14 protein-coding genes are annotated in these 16,828 nt (G+C 67.1%); 7 read left to right on the forward strand and 7 right to left on the reverse strand.

Annotated elements, in window-relative coordinates; genetic code table 11:
* Window positions 1-60: 60 nt before the first annotated feature.
* Genes benC through K4G53_RS19650 form a run of 3 tightly spaced genes read left to right on the forward strand, consistent with a single transcriptional unit; the run spans window position 61 to window position 5,350 of the window.
* Window positions 61-1,632: a benzoate 1,2-dioxygenase electron transfer component BenC gene (gene benC / locus K4G53_RS19640; RefSeq protein ID WP_221387370.1), complete on the forward strand. Its 1,572-nt coding sequence runs from the start codon at window positions 61-63 to the stop codon at window positions 1,630-1,632.
* The gene (locus K4G53_RS19645) at window positions 1,632-2,459 is read left to right on the forward strand and encodes a 1,6-dihydroxycyclohexa-2,4-diene-1-carboxylate dehydrogenase (protein WP_221387371.1); all 828 of its coding nucleotides are present in this window, start codon (window positions 1,632-1,634) and stop codon (window positions 2,457-2,459) included. The genes benC and K4G53_RS19645 overlap by 1 nt, the downstream gene beginning before the upstream one ends.
* Window positions 2,460-2,518: 59 nt before the next feature.
* Entirely contained in the window at window positions 2,519-5,350 is a 2,832-nt protein-coding gene (locus tag K4G53_RS19650; RefSeq protein WP_221387372.1) for an AAA family ATPase, read from the forward strand.
* 25 nt (window positions 5,351-5,375) lie between these two features.
* Here the strand turns inward: K4G53_RS19650 and catC are convergent, their stop codons facing one another.
* The 5 genes from catC to K4G53_RS21410 form a co-directional block, all read right to left on the reverse strand.
* A complete protein-coding gene (gene catC, locus K4G53_RS19655) occupies window positions 5,376-5,654 on the reverse strand; it encodes a muconolactone Delta-isomerase (protein ID WP_221387373.1) in 279 nt (92 codons plus the stop codon).
* Between the two features lie 28 nt (window positions 5,655-5,682).
* The gene (locus tag K4G53_RS19660) at window positions 5,683-6,783 is read right to left on the reverse strand and encodes a mandelate racemase/muconate lactonizing enzyme family protein (protein ID WP_221387374.1); all 1,101 of its coding nucleotides are present in this window, start codon (window positions 6,781-6,783) and stop codon (window positions 5,683-5,685) included.
* Entirely contained in the window at window positions 6,780-7,712 is a 933-nt protein-coding gene (locus K4G53_RS19665; protein ID WP_221387375.1) for a LysR substrate-binding domain-containing protein, read from the reverse strand. Before K4G53_RS19665 ends, K4G53_RS19660 begins: the two co-directional genes overlap by 4 nt.
* A gap of 80 nt (window positions 7,713-7,792) precedes the next feature.
* Window positions 7,793-8,881, reverse strand: a complete 1,089-nt coding sequence (locus K4G53_RS19670) for an MFS transporter (protein ID WP_260323880.1) — start codon at window positions 8,879-8,881, stop codon at window positions 7,793-7,795.
* Window positions 8,881-9,165, reverse strand: a complete 285-nt coding sequence (locus K4G53_RS21410) for a hypothetical protein (RefSeq protein WP_260323881.1) — start codon at window positions 9,163-9,165, stop codon at window positions 8,881-8,883. The genes K4G53_RS19670 and K4G53_RS21410 overlap by 1 nt, the downstream gene beginning before the upstream one ends.
* A gap of 328 nt (window positions 9,166-9,493) precedes the next feature.
* On the opposite strand from K4G53_RS21410, the gene K4G53_RS19675 reads away from it, so the two are divergent.
* Both K4G53_RS19675 and K4G53_RS19680 read left to right on the forward strand, forming a co-directional pair.
* Entirely contained in the window at window positions 9,494-10,192 is a 699-nt protein-coding gene (locus K4G53_RS19675) for a maleylpyruvate isomerase family mycothiol-dependent enzyme (protein WP_221387376.1), read from the forward strand.
* 353 nt (window positions 10,193-10,545) lie between these two features.
* Complete coding sequence (locus K4G53_RS19680) at window positions 10,546-12,504, forward strand: PxKF domain-containing protein (RefSeq protein WP_221387377.1); 1,959 nt, start codon at window positions 10,546-10,548, stop codon at window positions 12,502-12,504.
* Window positions 12,505-12,591: 87 nt separating this feature from the next.
* Here K4G53_RS19680 and K4G53_RS19685 read toward each other — a convergent pair whose 3' ends face one another.
* On the reverse strand, window positions 12,592-13,290 hold the full coding sequence (locus K4G53_RS19685; RefSeq protein WP_221387378.1) for a type 1 glutamine amidotransferase domain-containing protein: 699 nt from the start codon (window positions 13,288-13,290) through the stop codon (window positions 12,592-12,594).
* 42 nt (window positions 13,291-13,332) lie between these two features.
* On the reverse strand, window positions 13,333-14,205 hold the full coding sequence (locus K4G53_RS19690; RefSeq protein WP_221387379.1) for an aldo/keto reductase: 873 nt from the start codon (window positions 14,203-14,205) through the stop codon (window positions 13,333-13,335).
* Window positions 14,206-14,347: 142 nt separating this feature from the next.
* Here K4G53_RS19690 and K4G53_RS19695 point away from each other — a divergent pair, with 142 nt between their 5' ends.
* Window positions 14,348-15,337, forward strand: a complete 990-nt coding sequence (locus K4G53_RS19695; protein ID WP_221387380.1) for an LLM class flavin-dependent oxidoreductase — start codon at window positions 14,348-14,350, stop codon at window positions 15,335-15,337.
* Window position 15,338: 1 nt separating this feature from the next.
* A complete protein-coding gene (locus K4G53_RS19700; protein ID WP_260323883.1) occupies window positions 15,339-16,823 on the forward strand; it encodes an MFS transporter in 1,485 nt (494 codons plus the stop codon).
* Window positions 16,824-16,828: the final 5 nt, after the last annotated feature.

Raw genomic sequence — 16,828 nt, forward strand, 5'->3', positions numbered from 1 at the left:
GGGCACGCCAGAACTTATCCCGGGACGCGACGACGCGCCCACCCAGCCAGGAGGATCCCCATGGGCCATAACGTAGCCCTCAGCTTCGAAGACGGCGTCACCAAAGTCATCAAGGTCGGTGACTATGAGACCGTCATGGACGCCGCCTACAAGGCGCGCATCAACATCCCGTCGGACTGCCGCGACGGCGCCTGCGGCACGTGTAAGGCGTTCTGCGATTCCGGTTCCTTCGACCCCGGTGACTTCATCGACGACGCCATGACGGAGGAGGAGCTGGACAAGGGCTACCTGCTGACGTGCCAGGCCGTTCCGGAGTCCGACCTGGCCATCCAGATCCCGGCCACGTCGGAGTCAGCGAAGACGGCAGCGGCCAGCTTCACCTCCACCATCAAGGAACTCAACCGGCACACCGACACCACCGTGTCCTTCACCCTGGAGGTGGACAACCGGGATGGGCTGGCCTTCCTCCCCGGACAGTACGTCAACCTCAAGGTCCCCGGCACCGACGCCGAGCGGTCCTACTCCTTCAGCAGCGGCCCCGAGGTCCAGGACGCGTCTTTCATGGTGCGTGTCACCCCGCAGGGCGCCATGTCCGAATACTTGCGCGACCGCGCCGCCGTGGGCGACTCCATCGAATTCACCGGCCCCTACGGATCATTCTTCCTCCGCGAGCCCAAGCGGCCCCTGCTGCTCCTGGCAGGCGGCACCGGGCTGGCCCCACTCCTGTCGATCCTGGAGAAGCTCTCCGAAAAGCCGCCCGCCGGCCCGGTCCACCTGATCTATGGGCTCACCCGGGAAGCGGACATCGTGGGCCTTGACTGGCTCCGGGCGTACGAGGCGAAGCTGCCCGGCTTCACCTGGGACTACATCGCCTCCGAGCCCGGCACCTCCGCCCCACACACCGGCTACGTCACCCAGATCATCGAACCGAAGCACCTCAACGACGGAGACGTGGACATCTATCTCTGCGGCCCGCCGCCCATGGTCAACGCCGTCTCCAAGTGGCTGGATACCGAGGGCATCCAGCCCGCCAATTTCTACTTCGAGCGCTTCGCACCGAAGGAAACCACCGGAGGCGACGCCGAAACGGGTGCCCCGGCTCCGGTGGAAAAGATCCAGGCCGACGGCGACACCATGACCCGCGGGGAAGCGGTGTCCTCGCTGGAGACCGGCCGGCTGGATTTCCGCAAGGAGGACAGCTTCGCCCAGCTGGATGCCCGCATGGGACTGGAGCTTGCCGTCAGCGAACTGCTGCTGGGAAGGCTCAGCGAGGAGCAGCTGCGCCAGTTCCGCCGCCTGGCCGAAGCCACCACCGGCTCGGTGCAGGACGGGAATATCACTGACCCCGACGAGTTCGCGCGCACCAACGAGGAATTCCACGAGTACCTCTTCATGGTCTGTGACAACCCGATGCTCCTGGAGTCCTACCGCCGACTGGACGTCCACGCCCAGATGGCCGCGGCCTTCGAAGCCGGCACGCCGATCTTTGACAGGGTCACCCAGGACCACCTTGAGATAGTGAACGCCTTCGAACGCGGCGACAAGGACCACCTTCGCGCCGTCATCACAGCGCACGCCCACGATGCAAAGGAAACTATGGCAGGTGCCATCGACGCCAAGGCTGCCCTCTGATGGCTGTACCGTACGCCGGACAATACGTGACCCCCGGCAGGTTTGGCGGCAAGGTCGCCGTCGTTACCGGTGCTGCCCAGGGGATCGGGCAGAAGGTGGCCCAGCGCATCGGCGCCGAAGGCGGCGCAGTGGTCCTGGTGGACCGCGCGGACCTGGTCCACGATGTTGCCCGCGGTATCGACGAGGCCGCCAAGGCGTCGGGTTCGGGCGGGGCGGCCACGTCCGTCACCGCGGACCTGGAGACCTTCGCCGGCGCCACCCAGGCCGTCAAGGCAGCGCTCACGGCCCACGGGCGCGTGGACGTGCTGGTCAACAACGTGGGCGGCACCATCTGGGCCCGCCCCTACCATGAGTACGACGAGGACAAGATCGAGAAGGAAATCCGCCGCTCGCTCTTTCCCACGCTCTGGACCTGCCGGGCAGTACTGCCGGTCATGATGGAGCAGGGCTCCGGCACGATCGTGAACGTCTCGTCTGTGGCCACCCGGGGGATGCACCGGGTGCCCTACGCAGCGGCGAAAGGCGGCGTCAATGCGCTGACCCAGTCGCTGGCCATGGAGGTTGCCGGGAACGGCATCCGCGTGGTGGCCACCGCCCCGGGTGGCACCGAGGCCCCGCCGCGCAAGGTCAAGCGCGGGCCGGAAGCCGAATCCGCCATCGAGAAGGACTGGTATCAGGCCATTGTCGACCAGACGGTGGACTCCTCGTTCATGAAGCGCTACGGCACCCTGGATGAGCAGGCGGCGCCCATCGTGTTCCTGGCGTCGGACGAGGCGTCCTACCTGACCGGGAGCATCCTTCCGGTGGCCGGCGGCGACCTGGGCTAGTGCATCTGATGGATGCACGCCATGGGGGGCGCCCAGGCCGCTCCGGTAGGATTGCAGCCATGACGGCGGGCTCCACCCAGGGCGACACGGCTGAGGATTTCCCGCTGGCGGGCCGCGCCGGCGTCTTCGAGCAGCTGCTGGAAACCCTCCGGACCGTTCGCAAGGGCACGGTGGAAACGGTGGTCCTCACCGGGCCCTCCGGGTCCGGCAAGACCGCCCTCCTGGAGCTCTTCCTGGACCACTGCCGGACGTCAGCCCGCGGCGTCCGCGTGCTGTCCGCCATGGGGGACGACTGGGAGGCACAGTTCGCCCTCGCGGGCTATTCCCAGCTCATGCGGACCCTGCCGCTGCGCACAGCGAAGGATTACGACGGCGGCCCGGCCAGGGAGGCGGGGCCGGTCGCCTCCCTGACACCCGCCCAGGTGATCAACTACGCCGCAACCCTCAGCACCCATCTCGAAGGACTGCAGACGCACGGCAGCGTGGTGGTGGCCGTCGACGACGTCCACAAACTCGACGTGGAAAGCCTGCGCATCCTCACTTTCGTCATGCGCAGGCTGCACGACAAACGGGTCCTGTTCCTGCTGACCCTCAACCCCATGGACGCCCCACGTGTCCCCGCCGGGGTGCTCGACTTCCTCACCGGCCACCAGGTGGCCCGCATTTCGTTGGAGCCCCTCTCGCCTCAGCAGGTCCAGGACGTGGCGCGGAGCCTGTTCGGCCTGGACCTCAGCGCGACGGCGGCCCACGGCCTGGTGGCGCACACCGGCGGGATTGCGCAGTCCATCGTGGAGCTGCTTCGTGAGCTTCCCCCGGAGACCTGGCAGTCGTGGTTCCCTTCCCTGCCGCCCACCTCCAGGGTGCGCGCCAGGGTGCGCAGCGTCCTGGCTGCCGCGTCCCCTGCCTTGGTGGCCGCTGCGGAGGCCGCATCGGTGCTTGGCCCCGGCGCGGGCCTGGCCGAGGTGGCCCGGGTGGCTGGCCTGGAATCCCTCATGCCGGCACTCGACGAGGGGCACCGGGCCGGGCTGCTGGGACTGTCCGTGGACCAGTCCCGCTCCGCCGTCGTGTTTCTGGAACCCGGCGCGGCAGAGGCTGTCTACGAACAGATCGTCCCCAGCCGGCGCATTGCCCTGCACCGGGTAGCCGCCGAAGCCGTCCAGTCCGAGGGCGAACAGTTGGGCCACCGTGTAGCCGCCACCCCGGCCGCAGACGAAACCCTGGCCGCCGAGTTGGAAGAGTTCGCGCGGCGGCAGGCCACGGTTGGGGCGTGGCAGGATGCCTCCACTGCGCTGTTCTCCGCCTCTGGGCTGTCCCCCGACATCCGCGACCGCAACCTCCGGCTCCTCAGGGCCGTCGACGCCCTGGTTGGCTCCGGCAATGTGGCGCAGGCGCAGGCGTGGGCCGGGGCCGTGGATGCCCTGCCGCCGTCGCCCCTGCGCTCCTCGGTCCTGGGGTACCTGTCCACCGTGTCCGGCCAACATGACAGCGCCCAAAGCCAGCTGGAGATGGCCTGGCGCACCAGCAATCCACAGCACGAACCCGCCGCGGCGGCACAGGTGGCGCAGCGGTTCGTGCTGCACGGGGTGGCCTGCTGGGACGGCCCGATGATTACCGGCTGGGCTGAGCGGGCCATGGCGCTCACGGAGCCCGGAACCCCGGCCCACATCGAGTCGGAGGCCATCTACGGGTTGGGCCTCTATGCCCAGGGACGGATAGCGGACGCCGAGGCCTCCTACCAGCGGGCCTCCGCCCAGGCGGCCGAGAATGCCCAGAAGCAGCGGGTGCAGATGGGTGCCGGTTGGTTGGCCCTCCGCTTGGATAATGCGGAGTCGGCGCTGGTGAATTTTGAGTCGGCGGCCCCTACGGAGTACCGCGGCGGATCTCTGCGGATCTCCCTGTGGGCCGAAGCCTGGCTGGCCCGCACCCACCTTGTGCTGGGCAACTGGGATGCCGCCGCCGCAACTATCGCGCGGGCAAGCGTGCGGCTGGAGACCTCGCGGATGCCGCTGATCCGGCCGCTGCTGTATTGGACGGCGGCCGAGCTGTGGTCCATGCGGGGCGACTGGGACCGTGCGCGGTACTACGTCTCCCAGGCCGCGGTGCAGCCGGGCACCTACCGGGCCATGCAGGTCCCGGCCAGCCTGGCCCGCGCCCGTTTCCACGAGGCCCGGGCGGACTACGAAAGTGCGCTGGCCGCCCTGCAGCCCCTTGCGGACCTGGATCCCTGGACTGATCAGCGGGTGTCCTTCTGGCCGTGGCAGGACACCTACGTCAATGCGCTGGTCATGACCGACAAGCTCGATGAGGCCGAATCGTTCCTCACCGCTTTCGAAGGAGTGCACCGCGAACGCGAAGTCCCTTCCGACCTGGCCCGCATGGCGTGGGCGAAGGGCCGGCTGTTGGCCGCGCAGGGGGATCCGGACACGGCACGGGAACACTTCGAGGCGGCGCTGGGACACCTCCGGGGACTCAACCGCCCCTATCTGCGGGCACGGATAAGTTTCGCGTTCGGGCAAAGCATGCGCCGGGCGGGCAAGCGGCGCGTGGCCTCATCGGTGCTGCGCGCGGCCCGCGACCTGTATGACACCCTCGGCGCGGCCACGTACGTGGAACGGTGTGACCGCGAGCTGAAGGCAACGGGCCTGGACGTGGGGAACCTGCCGGACCCGGCCGATCCGGTGCTCTCCTCGGTGGGCAGCCACCATCTCCAGCTCACCGCGCAGGAACAGGCTGTCGCCGAACTGGTGGCTGCGGGCGCCACGAACAAGGAAGCCGCCCGGGCACTGTTCCTGGCCGAAAAGACCGTCCAGTACCACCTAACGCGGCTATACCGGAAGATGGGAATCCGGTCCCGCAGCGAACTCGCTGCTGCGTTCCGGGCCAAGGAGTGACCCGGAACGCCGCAGGGACTGCTGCCTACTTGACGTCAGAAGGGTGCTTGGCCAGCGGAACCACCGTGATGTCCATGTACGGGAACAGCGGAAGGTCCTGCAGGATCCCGTGCAGTTCGTCATTCGACTCGACATCGAAAATGGAGTAGTTGGCGTATTCGCCCACCACGCGCCAGATCTCGGGCCATTTGCCGGCACGCTGCAGCTCCTGGGAGTAGGCCTTCTCCCGGGCCTTGATTCCGGCGGCTTCTTCGGCAGGCATGCCGGCGGGCAGTTTGACGTCCATGTGAACCAGGTACTTCATCGATGGCCTCTCGGTGGAAGGGATGTTGTCAGTTGGTGCGGTAGCGGGCGAGCTTGTCGTCGTCCACGTCCGTGCCCACGCCGGGACCTTCAGGGACGTGGATCCGGCCGCCCGTGATGGCCAGCGGCTGGGCGAGCAGGTCATCGGACATGTCCAGGAAGTTGGACAGCTCTGCAGCCCGTTTGGCCGTGTGGGCGAAGGCTGCGCCGAACACCACGGAGGCCACGGTGCCCACCTGGGTATCGATCTGGTTGCCGATGTAGACATCGATGCCCATGCCCTCGGCCATCCCCACGATCTTGGCGCCTTCGGTGAAGCCGGACCGGGCGGTCTTGACGGCCAGGAGGTTCGCCCCGCCGGTGAGGATTTCCCGGGCGGCCTCGCCGAGGTTGGCGGCGGATTCGTCCGCGGCAATGGGGATGGGGGAGTTGGTGACCAGGCGGCGGCGGCCCAGGACCTCACGGGCGTCGTCGGGCTCTTCGAGGAACTGCAGGCCAAGATCGGCGGTGCGCCGCAGCACCTCGGCGGCCTCGTTGGCTGTCCAGCCGCGGTTGGCGTCCATGTACAGCTCGGCGTCTTCGCCCAGGCCCTGCCGCAGCACCCTGGCGGCCTCGATGTCGAGATGCAGCGGACGGCGACCGGTCTTGAGCTTGAAGGTGTTGATGCCGTAGGTCTCCCGGAACTCCAGGGCCAGTTCAAGGAGTTCCTGGGCGGGCTTGAATCCGAGCATGTGGGATACCCGCAGGGAGTCTGTGTAGCCACCCAGCAGTTTGGTGACGGGCTGCCCCAGGGTTTTGCCGATGACGTCCCACACGGCGATGTCCACCGCGCCCTTGGCAGTCTGGTTGTGTACCGTCCGGGCCACGACCGCCTGGATCTTCTCCCGGTCAAAGATGTCAGTGCCTACCAGTTGCGGGGCGAAGACGTCCTCAACCACCGCGACGATGGACTTCTGCGTTTCGCCGTAGGTGTAGGGGCGGGGTGGAGTGTCTGCAGTGCCTGCCAGGCCGTCATCGGTATGGACGCGTACCAGGACATGGTCGGCCTCGTGAACGGACCCGGAAGCGAAATGGAGCGGGTGGCGGTACGGGATCGAGTACGGGATCGCCTCGATGGCTGCGATCTTCATGATGGGAGAAGCCTTTCATCAACAGGAGTATGAGTAGCGCCAGGAGCCGACGCGTCAGACGTTGCCGTGGCCACGATGTCCAGGAAGTTTTGGAGGAGGGCCGAGCGGTGGCCGCGCAGCCAGGCGACGGCGAGTTCCACCGGAGGAACATTGTCGATCTCCCGGTACGCGACCCCTTCAAGCTGGAAAGCGCGCACGCTGGACGGCATGACGGCGATGCCGCCGCCCGCGGCCACGAACGCCAGCATCGTGGAGGTCTCGCCCACCACCTGCGTGATCCGCGGCTGGAAGCCCGCCTGGCGGCAGAGGTCCGAGGTAATACGGTTCAGCACGGACTCAGGCGAGTAGGCGATGAAGTCCTGGTCCTGCAGTTCGTGCATGGCCACGGGCCGGTCCACCGCAAGGGCACTGAAGGAGGGAAGCGCGACGACGAGCGGTTCCTGGGTGACGACGCGGTAGTCGATCTCCTCGGACGCAACGGGGGGACGCAGCAGTGCCGCGTCCAGGGTCCCGTTCCGAAGGCCCGCTTCCATGGATGGCGTCAGCATTTCCCCGTTCAGCGCCAGCGACAAGCCCGGCAGGAGCTGTTTGCTGAGGCGCGCAATCCGGGGCATGACGCCGTAGGTCGCGGACCCCGAGAACCCCACCCGGAGGACGCCGGTGGCGCCCTTGCCCACCTGGTAGACATCTGCCCGGAGCGTTTCGACGTCGTTGACGATCTGGCGGCCGCGGTCCAGCAGGAGCTGCCCCGCCGCCGTCAGATCCACCCGGCGGGTGGTGCGGTTGAGAAGCTGGACGCCGAGCTGGTCCTCCAGCTGGCGGATCTGCTGCGAGAGGGGCGGCTGCGCCATGTGCAGGCGCTTGGCTGCCCTGCCGAAATGGCGCTCTTCCGCCACCGCAATGAAGTAGTTCAGCTGCCGGATCTCCATTGCGATGCCGCCTCTCCAACCGATAGGGATGAGGCGCAGCGCGGCCTCATTGATTCATAGAGTAACCCTAAAGGGCTGCACTAAGATACTTTTCCGACGTAATCGGGTTGTTCCAGGCCGGCGTCCGCCGCCTTCTCCAGACGGTGCTGGCGCGGCACCAGGATGGTCACGGCGGCGCCGAGCAGGGCCACCGCCCCGTAGAGGTAGAAGGCTGTGGCCCCGCCGATGCCGGCGGCTGCCAGCCAGCCGCCGATGATCGGACCCAGCACGCCGCCGAGGCGGCCCACGCTGGCGCACCAGGCGACGCCGGCGGCCCGGGCATTGGTGGTGAAGTAGTTGGACTGGAAGCCGTAGACCAGCACCTGGGTTCCCAGCGTTCCCACGCCGGCGGTGGCGATGAAGGCGAAGAGCAGCGGCAGCGGGAAGCTAAACGTCATCAATCCCAGGGAAATGGTGGCGAGGGCAAACGTGGCAGCGATGACCCGCTGCGGTCCGTTCCGGTCCGCCATCCGGGACGCGGCCAGTCCGCCCACCACGGCGCCAAGGTTCAGGGCCAGCGGGAAGAACAGGGCATAGGTCCTGCCATATCCGTAGCCTTCCATGATCTTGGGCAACCAGGTGTTGAGGCCGTACGTCAGCAGGAGTCCGCAGAATGACATCAGGCCCAGCAGGATGGATGCGACGGCGAACTGGCGGGAGAAGACGGCGGCGAAGCCGGACTTCCGCGGCGCGGCACCAACCTGGCGGATCACCTTTTCCTCGGCGAGCGGTACCCCGGTGCGCCATGCAGCCGCCAGGGCTTCCTCTTCCCGGCCACAGGCCATCAGCCACCGCGGGGATTCCGGCAGCTTTCGCCACGCGATTGGCAGGATGACCAGGAGGGGCAGGGATCCAATGATGAAGAGCCCGCGCCAGCCGATGCTGTCCAGGAAGGCGATGCCCAGGACAGACGCCAGCACGCCGCCCGCGGGGACGCCGGAATACACGATCGCGTTGTAGAACTGCCGCCGTCCCGCAGGGGCGAACTCGGCCATCGTGGCCCCGGCGCTGGCGATCACGATGCCCAGGCCCAGTCCGGTGGCAAACCGCAGGGCGCCGAAGGCGGCCACGTTTGTGGCCAGTGCGGTAGCAAACATGCCCAGGGAGAACCAGGCGATGCCCGCGAGCATCAGTCGGCGGCGGCCGAAGAAGTCCCCGATGGCCCCGCATGCCAGCGACCCCCCACCAGCACGCCGATCAGCGCCCAGGACCCGAGGAGTCCGGCAGTGGCCGCATCGAAGTGCCCTATTTGGCCGGCGTCCGCCAGCAGGCCGGGAAGGACCGTGCCGTAGACCACCAGGTCATAGCCATCGAACAGGAGGGCCGCGCAAATTATGAAAGCCACCCAGTTGGCTGTGCGGGCTTCCTTCCCCGGATCTCCGGAGATCGTGGAATGCGGGTAGGGCAGCGTCATGGTCCCATGTCCTTTCGGGGGTGGATGTGAAGGCGTTGCGGCTCCGGAGGAATCCGGTCTGCGGCCTCGGCAACCCAGCCTGACAGGGAATGTGACGTGGAACATATGAGGCAAATGCCGGGTTTCCTGCCGGGGGTGCATTGGGCGGCATCCACATATCAAAGGTGACGGCCGGCTCAATGAATCCGGCGGGGACAGGCCTCAACCACGCCAACGGAACCCCATTCCGGCGGTGGTTGGGGCGGGGTCTTAGTCCATATGCTGCCGGTATGAAACAGGGGTGCGATAACGATGGCCGGCGCCGTGGCGCCGCGGTTAGGCTGGCGTGATGATCAATCCAGCGCGCCTGCACGCAGACCTGTCCCGCCTGGGCCGGGAGACGGAAATGTTCCTGGCCACCGTCTCCTCCTTGTCCGATGATGAGTTGGCTGCTCCTTCGCTCTGTGAAGGGTGGACCCGTGCCCACGTCATCGCCCACGTCTCATCCAGTGGACGTGCCCTGGTGGGGCTGATCGACTGGGCCGTCTCCGGGGAGGAACGACAGCTCTACGCTTCCCGTGAAGCACGGTCGGAGGCTATCGCCGCCCTTGCTGCCCTGCCGCGGGAGGAACTCCTGGCTGAAGTCCGGGAATCGGCCGTTCAGTTCGCGGTTGAAGCCCCGCGGCTGACCGGGGACCTTGCGGCACCGGAAGTGCGGGTGGCCGGCCGGGAACTGCCGGCCACGTCCATCGTTGCGCTCCGGATTGCGGAGGTGGTGGTGCACCACAACGACCTGGACACTGCCTGGACCATCGAAGAGGCTGACCCGGATTCGCTTTTGAATGCCATCGAGGCCGTGGTGCGCGCGCTGCGTGCCAAGGGAGCGCCGGGGATGACGCTGGTGACCGAGGAACGCGATGAATGGGTCATCGGTGACGGCGGCCTGCGGGTCGAGTCTGACCGGGAGGGGCTTCTGAAGTGGCTGGCGCGCGGCGATGCCGGGGGTCTTGAGGCGACGGGCCCGGTGCCCGCACTGCCGGCCTGGTGAACTGACGACGTTCCCCGCCGGGTTCAGTTCGGACTTTTCCTTCCGTGTGCCGGTGACGGTTGCGTCGGACAGCACGGCCTCATACTTTGCCGACCCGCCGACCCGCCGACCCGCGGCCAGTCCGCCCACGCCACCGCCACGGGTCCAGCAGAAAACGAGTACTCACGGAGGAAAGACAGGTGGTCATTACGCGTGTTCTCCGCCCATGCCCCAACTTACGGTGAAGTACGTTGCGGTCCGGGTGGGCCGTAAGCCATGAGGGAGGCATACACATGAATCATTCGCCAGGTGGGAAAACGACTGCTGGGGGGACGGGCCTGCTCAGGCGAACCAGCACCAAAACAGCCGCGGCGGTGGCGGCGGGAAGCCTGCTGCTGACGGGCGGCGGAGTGGCGTTCGCGGACGACATCTTCAACAACCTTGACGGCAGCATCGACTCAACCGCGGAGGTGCTACCGCTGAACGCGGGCGGCGCGAACGGGACCACGACGCTCGCGGTCGCCCCGACGAACGACATCAAGAACGGTTGCAACCTGACAGGTTCCACAACGCTTTCGCTGAACCTCGCCTCCAGCAACACAGCCGTCGCTACCGTGTCACCTTCGAGCGTCACGTTCACATCCTGTGGGGACACGAAGACCCTGACCATCACACCGGTGGGGGCCGGTACTGCCACCGTGAGTGCCAGCCAGGTCAGCAACAACACCGGCGGCACCTTCAACCTCGCGCCCGCCACGTTCACCGTCAACGTGGCAGCCGCGGCACCTTCCAACACCGCGCCGGTCCTGAACATCACGGGGGTGACGGCGGGGGCTTCCTACGTCAAGGGATCAGTCCCAGCGGCTCTCTGCAGCGTTTCGGACACTGAAGACGGCGCCAGCACTTTCGGGGCAACGCTGAGCGCCATTTCGGGAACCGACGCAGCAGGCGGTGTCGGTTCCCAGACGGCTTCCTGCACCTACACGGACCAGGGCGGCCTCACCGCCAGCAGTTCCGTCACGTACAACATCACTGACGGGTCGGCCCCGGAGATCTCCTACACGCTGTCGCCCGCCATCCCGGACGGTTCCAACGGCTGGTACAAGAGCCCGGTGGCCCTGCATTGGATCGTCACCGAAGAGGATTCTCCCAGCACCCTGCAGCTGACCGGGTGCCAGGACCAGGACATCACCGCCGATCTCGTGGCAACCGACTTCAGCTGCTCCGCGAGCAGCTCGGGCGGAACTGCTGCCACCCAGACCGTGAACCTGGGGAAGGATGCAACAGCACCCACTGTCGCTGCAAGCGGCGGGACCGGCACCCAGGGCAACGACGGATGGTACCTCTCCGACGTCGAGGCCACCTTCACCGGAACCGACGCCACCTCCGGGCTGCTGGCGGCAACGCAGGCCGTGACCTCCTCCGGCGAGGGTGCCGCGGTTAAGGTGGACAGCCCGGCATTCACCGACATCGCCGGCAACACCACAGCCGCAGGTGCGGCGTCGCAGACCTTCAAGATCGACAAGACTGCGCCGTCCGTCGGCTACACCAGTGCAGCGGGACTTGACGGCACGAACGGCTGGTACCGCAGTGACGTGGTTGCCACTTTCACCGGCACCGACGCAACATCGGGGCTGGCCACGGCTACCCGGACGGCAACCACCGACGGTGAAGGCGAGGTTGAGGTCCTGAGCCCCGCGTTCAGCGACATCGCCGGCAACACCACTGCCGCGGGTGCGGCGTCGCATACCTTCAAGATCGACAAGACTGCTCCGACCGTTTCCTTCGACTCCGTCGTCGCCGACAGCTACTTCGGCGCCACCGCCGCGAAACCCACCTGCACGGCGTCGGACAGCGTTTCGGGCCTCGCGGGGAGCTGCGTGGTCGATGGCTACAGTTCTGCAGTTGGCCCGCACACCCTCACGGCAACGGCTAAAGACCTGGCTGGCAACACCACCACGGTGACGCAGTCCTACACGGTCAAGGCCTGGACGTTGAAGGGCTTCTACCAGCCGGTCGACATGAACGGTGTGCTGAACACGGTCAAGAACGGCAGCACCGTTCCGGCCAAGTTCGAGATCTTCGCAGGCGACACCGAACTGACCGATCCGGCCCTGGCCAAGTTCACTACGAAGCAGGTGACGTGCTCGCTCCTGAGCCCGGTGGACGACATTGAAACCACCGCCACGGGCAACACATCGCTGCGGTACGACGCCACCTCCGGCCAGTTCATCTACAACTGGAAGACGCCCACCGTGGCCGGCAGCTGCTACACGCTGACCATGACGGCGAACGACGGAAGCTCCATCAGTGCCAACTTCAAACTGAAGTAGCAGGCAGCGCGGCGCCCAACGTCGTGCGCCACAAGGGAGGGGACCAGCCCGTGGCTGGTCCCCTCTTCTACTGCGTTGACGTCAAACTCAGGACAGTGCCTTGAGGACTTCCTTGGCCACGTCCTCGCTGGACTGGGGGTTCTGGCCGGTAATGAGGTTGCCGTCCCGCACCACGTTGGAGGACCAGGCAGCGGCGTTTTCGACGACGGCGCCCTTTTCCTTCAGCGCGTCCTCCACCATCCACGGCGTGTTCTCGCCGGTCCCGCCGCCCAGTTCCTCTTCGTTGCTGAAGACCGTGAGGCGGCGGCCCCTGAAAGGGAACCCGCCGTCGTCGGCCGTTGCGCTCAGCAGCCCGGCAGGGCCGTGGCAGAACGGCGCGATAACCTTGCCGGCGCCGTCAGCGGCCACCAGCAACCGGCCCAGGTCGGCGTCCTTGTAGAGATCGGCCATGGGGCCGTGGCCGCCGGGCATCACCACGGCGTCGTAGCCGGCAACGTCGACGTCGGCCAGGACCAGCGGGTGCGCCAGCTCGTTATCGATTTTGGCCAGGTAGTCCTTGAAGCCTTGCGCCCGCTCCTCGCCACCTGCCGACTCGGCGGCCAGGCTCACCTGGTCGACGGTGGGCTTCCTGCCCCCGGGAGTTGCGATGTGGACGGTGTTGCCGGCCCTGGTCAGGGTCTGGTGGGCCACCACCAGCTCTTCGGCCCAGTAGCCGGTGGGGTGTTCGCTGCCGTCCTTCATGGTGAGGGAATCCGCGGCCGAGACGACCATAAGGATGTTTGCCATAACTGTTTCTCCTGACTGTTGTTTCTCTGTCTTGCTCGTTGTCTACTTGCCGGCGGCTTCAAGCCCGGCATACGTGTCGTCGTCGAGCGTGATGCCGGCGGCGGCCATGTTCTCTTCAAGGTGGTGCACGGAACCGGTACCCGGAATCGGCATCATCACCGGCGAGCGGCGCAGCAGCCAGGCGAGGGCAACCTGCGAGGCAGTGGCGCCCAGCCGCTTGGCAGCGGCATCCAGCGGACCGCCGGGCTGCGCGAGTTCACCGGCGGAAATGGGCGCCCACGGGATGAACCCGATGCCGTTCTCCTCGCAGTAGCGCAGCACGTCCTCGGAACTTCGGTCGGTGAGGTTGTAGCGGTTCTGGACGGTGGACACGGTGAAATGCTTCCCGGCCGCTTCGAGTTCCTCAACGCCCACCTGCGACAGGCCCAAGGCACGGACCTTGCCTTCGTCCTGGAGTTCGCGCAGCACGCCGAACTGCTCCTCGCGGTCCACCTTGGGGTCGATCCGGTGCAACTGCAGCAGGTCCAGGGTGTCCACCTTGAGCTTGCGCAGGCTCAGCTCGGTCTGCTGGCGGAGGTATTCAGGCCGGCCCACGGGAACCCACTTGTTCGGACCGGTGCGGGTGAAGCCCACCTTCGTGGCGATCTTCAACCCTTCCTTGTAGGGGTGCAGGGCCTCGGCGATGATTTCCTCGCTGATGTTGGGGCCGTAGGAGTCGGCGGTGTCGATGAAGTCGACGCCGAGTTCGACGGCGCGGCGCACCACGGCCACGGCGGCCTGGCGGTCCGCGGGCTCGCCCCACACCCCGTCGCCGACGATGCGCATGGCGCCAAAACCGAGCCGGTGCACGGTTCCGAGGTCCTTCAGGTCGATAGTTGTGGACAGTTCCAGCTGGTTCGTTGTCTCTGGGCTCATAGGGGCGGCAACATCATCAGTAGGCTGAGTATTCCGCAGATCACAGAAATAAGCCGGGGGCCGCCGTCGTTATGCACCAAGTGCCCGCCTTAATCCGGCCGGCAACACACTACGCAACATTCCTGAAAGGCCGGCACCTGACGTGACTCTTCCCCTCTCCATCCTTGACCTGGCAACCATCGGCAAAGGCCAGACGGCGGCGGAGAGCTTCGCGGGCAGCGTGGCCATGGCGCAAAAGGCCGAAAAGCTGGGCTACCGGCGGGTCTGGTACGCCGAACACCACAACATGTCCTCCATCGCTTCCTCGGCCACCAGCGTCCTGATCGCCCATGTTGCGGCACACACCGAATCCATCCGACTGGGCGCCGGCGGGATCATGCTCCCCAACCATTCGCCGCTGACCATCGCCGAACAGTTCGGCACCCTGGAAACCCTGCACCCCGGCCGGATCGACCTGGGCCTGGGACGTGCTCCCGGCAGCGACCAGAACACCATGCGGGCGCTCCGCCGCGACCCGATGTCCGCCGACAGCTTCCCGCAGGACGTCCTGGAACTGCAGGGCTACCTCACCGGTCCCACCCGCATTCAGGGAGTTGAAGCCACCCCCGGCAAGGGAACCAACGTTCCGCTCTACATCCTTGGCTCGTCCCTCTTCGGTGCCCGCCTGGCCGCCCAGCTGGGCCTGCCCTACGCCTTCGCCTCGCACTTTGCCCCGGCGGCGCTGCAGGACGCCGTGGCCATCTACCGCCGCGAGTTCAAGCCGTCCGCCCAGCTCGACGCGCCGTACGTCATCGCCGGCGTCAACGTCATCGCCGCCGACTCCGCATCCGAGGCGCAGGACATGATGCTGGCCACCAAGCGTGCCCGTGTCTCCCTCTTCTTCGGCGGCGGCCGGGAATTCACGGACGACGAGGCGGACACGGTCCTCGACTCGCCGCAGGGGCAGCACGTGTCACAAATGATGCGCTACTCGGCAGTGGGGACGCCCGACGTCGTCATGGAATACCTGACGGAATTCGGCAAGCACGCCGACACCGACGAACTCATCGTGGCGCACCAGAGCACCGGCACCGAGGGCCGGCTGCGCTCCGTGGAACTGCTGGCCCAGGCCGCAGGGCTGGTGGCTGTCTGACATGGCTGACGCTAAACAAGGCGTGGGATTCCGGTCCGAACGCGGGCCCATCCTCATCGCCCTCATGCTGTCCACCGGGCTCGTGGCCATCGATTCCACCATCGTGGCCACTGCCGTTCCGTCCATCGTCCATGACATCGGCGGCTTCTCAAGCTTCCCCTGGCTCTTTTCCGCCTACCTGCTGGCGCAGGCGGTGTCCGTGCCCATCTACGGCAAGCTCTCCGACATGGCCGGCCGCAAGCCGATCATCCTCACCGGCATCGGGCTGTTCCTGCTCGGCTCGGTGCTGTGCGGCGTTGCCTGGAGCATGCCCTCCCTGATCGCCTTCCGGGCCCTGCAGGGACTGGGTGCCGGGGCAGTCCTCCCGGTCTCCATCACCATCGCCGGCGACATCTACTCGCTGGAGGAACGCGCCAAGGTCCAGGGCTACCTGGCCAGCGTGTGGGCCATCTCCTCCGTGGTGGGCCCCAGCCTGGGCGGTGTCTTCTCGGCCCTGGGCATCTGGCGCGGCATCTTCCTGGTCAACGTGCCGCTTTGCCTGCTGGCGGGATGGATGCTGGTCCGGACCCTCCACGAGAACGTGGAACGGGCCCGGCACAAGGTGGATTACGCGGGTGCTGCCCTGCTGGCCGGCTCGCTGGGCCTGCTGATCCTCGGCGCCCTCCAGGGCGGCCAAGCCTGGGCATGGGATTCTCCCGTCAGCTATGGCATCTTCATCGTCGGCGCCCTGCTGCTGGCCGCGTTCCTGCTTGTGGAGCGGCGCGCAGCGGAGCCCGTCCTGCCCTCCTGGGTGGTCTCCCGGCGCTTGCTGGCCACCACTGCGCTCGTGTCCTTCGGCGTTGGCGCGGTCATGATCGGGCTGACCTCGTACGTGCCCACGTTCCTTGAGGGCGCGCTGTCCTCCTCCCCGCTGGTCGCCGGGCTGGCCCTCGCGGCCCTGACCCTCGGCTGGCCACTCAGCGCCTCCCAGGCCGGAAAGTTCTACCTCCGGATCGGGTTCAAGGCCACCGCCCTGATCGGCGTCGCCATCGCGGTTGCGGGCCTGCTGATCCTGTCGCTGACGGCGGGCGCACCCAACGTGGTGCTGATCGCGCTCAGCTGCTTCGTCGTCGGGCTCGGCCTGGGCCTGCTGGCCACCCCCACCCTCATTTCCGCCCAGTCCAGCGTTCCGTGGCATGAACGTGGCGTGGTGACCAGCACCAACATGTTCGCCCGTTCCATCGGCAGCGCCCTGGGCGTCGCCGTGTTCGGTGCCGTGGCCAACTCGATCTACGGCGGCGCCGGCGGCAACGGGAACCCCTCAGCGGTTGTTGCCGCCTCCAGTGCCGTGTTCCTGGCCGCCCTGGTGGCCGGCCTGCTCACGGTGGCGGCGGTGCTGGCCATGCCCGCCGTGAAAGCCGGGACGCTGGAACAGGCTGGCCAGATTGGCGAGGCAGCCGGGGACAAACCTGCGGCCGCAGCCCCGAAGCCGCGGAGCTCCCGCTAGCTGCA

Origin of the sequence: Arthrobacter sp. MAHUQ-56, from assembly GCF_019710585.1 — a bacterium.
Taxonomy (GTDB): Bacteria; Actinomycetota; Actinomycetes; order Actinomycetales; family Micrococcaceae; genus Arthrobacter.

What these genes read in the sequence shown, in the direction of transcription:
- K4G53_RS19645 (WP_221387371.1), top strand. Translation starts at nt 1,632, where the DNA reads ATGGCTGTACCGTACGCCGGACAATACGTGACCCCCGGCAGGTTTGGC.
- K4G53_RS19670 (WP_260323880.1), bottom strand. Translation starts at nt 8,881, where the DNA reads ATGCTCGCGGGCATCGCCTGGTTCTCCCTGGGCATGTTTGCTACCGCA.
- catC (WP_221387373.1), bottom strand. Translation starts at nt 5,654, where the DNA reads ATGAAGTACCTGGTTCACATGGACGTCAAACTGCCCGCCGGCATGCCT.
- K4G53_RS19700 (WP_260323883.1), top strand. Translation starts at nt 15,339, where the DNA reads ATGGCTGACGCTAAACAAGGCGTGGGATTCCGGTCCGAACGCGGGCCC.
- K4G53_RS19685 (WP_221387378.1), bottom strand. Translation starts at nt 13,290, where the DNA reads ATGGCAAACATCCTTATGGTCGTCTCGGCCGCGGATTCCCTCACCATG.
- K4G53_RS19690 (WP_221387379.1), bottom strand. Translation starts at nt 14,205, where the DNA reads ATGAGCCCAGAGACAACGAACCAGCTGGAACTGTCCACAACTATCGAC.
- benC (WP_221387370.1), top strand. Translation starts at nt 61, where the DNA reads ATGGGCCATAACGTAGCCCTCAGCTTCGAAGACGGCGTCACCAAAGTC.
- K4G53_RS19675 (WP_221387376.1), top strand. Translation starts at nt 9,494, where the DNA reads ATGATCAATCCAGCGCGCCTGCACGCAGACCTGTCCCGCCTGGGCCGG.
- K4G53_RS19660 (WP_221387374.1), bottom strand. Translation starts at nt 6,783, where the DNA reads ATGAAGATCGCAGCCATCGAGGCGATCCCGTACTCGATCCCGTACCGC.
- K4G53_RS19665 (WP_221387375.1), bottom strand. Translation starts at nt 7,712, where the DNA reads ATGGAGATCCGGCAGCTGAACTACTTCATTGCGGTGGCGGAAGAGCGC.
- K4G53_RS21410 (WP_260323881.1), bottom strand. Translation starts at nt 9,165, where the DNA reads ATGACGCTGCCCTACCCGCATTCCACGATCTCCGGAGATCCGGGGAAG.
- K4G53_RS19650 (WP_221387372.1), top strand. Translation starts at nt 2,519, where the DNA reads ATGACGGCGGGCTCCACCCAGGGCGACACGGCTGAGGATTTCCCGCTG.